Origin of the sequence: Butyricicoccus sp. (assembly GCF_050872565.1) — a bacterium.
Taxonomy (GTDB): domain Bacteria; phylum Bacillota; class Clostridia; order Oscillospirales; family Butyricicoccaceae; genus Butyricicoccus_A.
Window position 1 is genome coordinate 1 of sequence record NZ_JBNMHC010000331.1, and the last position, 2,459, is coordinate 2,459.

3 protein-coding genes are annotated in these 2,459 nt (G+C 49.2%); all 3 read right to left on the bottom strand.

Features of this window, described 5'->3' with window-relative positions:
• Positions 1–1,248, bottom strand: a 1,248-nt coding sequence (locus ACR0P9_RS10920; protein ID WP_432620065.1) for an ATP-binding protein, incomplete at its 3' end; no start/stop codon positions are given.
• 165 nt (positions 1,249–1,413) lie between these two features.
• Positions 1,414–1,791 carry a hypothetical protein gene (locus tag ACR0P9_RS10925; RefSeq protein WP_432620067.1) on the bottom strand — a complete coding sequence of 126 codons (378 nt, stop codon included), beginning with the start codon at positions 1,789–1,791 and terminating at the stop codon, positions 1,414–1,416.
• A gap of 118 nt (positions 1,792–1,909) precedes the next feature.
• Positions 1,910–2,113 carry a hypothetical protein gene (locus ACR0P9_RS10930; protein ID WP_432620069.1) on the bottom strand — a complete coding sequence of 68 codons (204 nt, stop codon included), beginning with the start codon at positions 2,111–2,113 and terminating at the stop codon, positions 1,910–1,912.
• Between the last annotated feature and the right edge of the window lie 346 nt (positions 2,114–2,459).

The window sequence follows — 2,459 nt, forward strand, 5'->3', positions numbered from 1 at the left end:
ATTGCCGGTGAGCTTTTTCTTGATGTTCAGACGCGCCTTTTCCGCCTGTTCGCGCGAACGCTTGTTGATGAGAATCTGCTCGGCAATCTTATCCGCTTCCGCTTTATTCTCAATGAAATAAATTTCCAGACCAGAGCGCAGGAATTCTGTCATTGCCTCCTGAATAAACTTGTTGGTAATGGCCTTCTTGGTCTGATTTTCATACGAAGTATACGTTGAGAAACAGCTGGTCACGAGAATCAAGCTGTCTGACACATCCTGAAACGAAATGCGTCCTTCGTTTTTGTTGTACTTGTTGTTCTGCTTGAGATAGGCGTCAATCGCAGAGACAAACGCCGAGCGAACCGCCTTATCCGGCGAGCCGCCGTATTCCAGCCACGAGGAGTTGTGATAATACTCCAGACGCGAAATGCTGGACGAAAAGCAAAACGCACAGTTGAGCAGCACTTTATATTCCGGCTTGTCTGAGCGGTCTTTGCCGCGCCGCTCACCGGTCAAAAACTGCACAGAGGTCAGAGCTTTGTCCTCCGCGATCTCTGTGACATAATCGCTGATGCCGTTTTCATAGTAGAATTCGGTCTCTTTGATGCCCTCCGGCGTCTCGTTGCGGAAGATAAACCGCAGCTTCGGATTGACAACCGCCTGTCGCTTGAGCACATCCAAATAATAGGTTTCCGGAATCTGAATATCCGTAAAAACCTCTAAATCCGGACGCCAGCGAATGGTCGTACCGGTTTCCCCACCGGTATACTTTTTCTTTTTAAAACCGGTCTTTGTACCCGTACAATTTTCGCCTTTTTCAAAATGCAGGCTGTATTCCGTGCTGTCGCGGCGCACGGTGACGTCCATATATTCCGATGAATACTGTGTCGCGCAGGTGCCCAGACCGTTGAGACCCAGCGAGAACTCATAGTTGTCTCCGCCGTTGTTCTCATACTTGCCGCCGGCATACATCTCACAGAATACCAGCTCCCAGTTGTATCGTTTTTCCTTTGAGTTATAGTCGACCGGAATACCGCGGCCGTGATCTTCTACTTCAATGGAATGGTCAGCATAGCGGGTGACAATGATCTCATTGCCGTAGCCCTCGCGCGCTTCATCTATGGAATTGGACAATATTTCAAATACTGCATGTTGGCAGCCGTCCAGACTGTCCGAGCCGAAGATAACGCCCGGACGCTTGCGAACACGGTCAGCGCCCTTGAGGGCAGAGATGCTCTCATTGCCGTATTGACTGTTCTTTTTCATGGTAACAACTCCAAAATCATAACTTTTTTCCTCATTGGGCTTCGTACACATTTTGTTCTGATTTAGCCCGAATACTCGGTATTATAGCGCAAAACTGTTCACTCGTCAAATCATGCGCAAAAAAATCTGACCCCAATGCATGAGGTCAGACACAGAATTTCCCTGTTATTTCTTGTTTGCTCTGGCTTTTTCTGCCGCAGCGCGCTGCTGCTTTGCCTTTTGCCGCTCATATTTCTCGCGGAACTTTTTCATCTTTTCCTGCCAGAAATAGTTGGCAATGATGTACAGCACCAGCATAACAAACGCCAGCACCAGCGTCACCGTCTCAAAGGTATCGCCCCAGCCGCTATAGCTTGCCACGAGCTTTTTCAGCAGTGTCGGTCCCAGCAGCGTGATCAGCCAGACTACTATCGTCACGCTTAGCACTGCCTTTTGCAGCTTGTATAGTGCCGGATAAACCTGTCGGCACTCCTCCGTGATGCGTCTCTCATCGCTCACCCAGATGCCGTCTGCTTCTCGTGTCTTTTTTTCCTTTTTGCTCATCCGTCCTCTGCTCTCTTCCTATAGACTTTGGAATGCGTTCCAAACACGTTTAGTATATCATACTTGAGCAAAAAAGAACATCACATCGCTGTATTTTTTGCAATTCCTTCACAAATGCTCAGCGGAGAACGATTTCCTCCTGCTCGTCGTCCTCTTCGTCCTCGTCACAGAGGTCTGCGCCGTCATCGCCAAACGAGCTGTTCTTGTTGTTGCTGCAAATCGAGATGTGCACGCCGTTTTTCACCGGTGCGAGAAAGATGCCAACCAGAACGCCAAAGCACAGCCAAGCCATCGCGCGGAAGAATTTTTCTGATCTGCTCATAGTCTTGTCCTCCTGTTTTCAGACACACTGTCCAATTAGATAGTTTCAGTATAGCACAAGTTGCATCAAAACGCAAAAAGAATACGGCTCTCCCTGCACGGGAAAGCCGTATTGTGTGCATCCGGCGGCACAGAGACCGGACGGGGTTTCTGTGATTGGAGCATTCTCCGGCGTCTGCCGGATGCGGTTGGATTGTGTTCCGAATTCAGTTTGCCCGAAACCGGCGAAAGTATGCGCCGTTCAGGCATCAAAAAACACCGGAACAGTTTCCCATTCCGGTGCTGTTTGAGCAAGTAATTAATACTTTCTTCTCTTTGCGCGAGCCGCCTCGGACTTCTTACGGCGC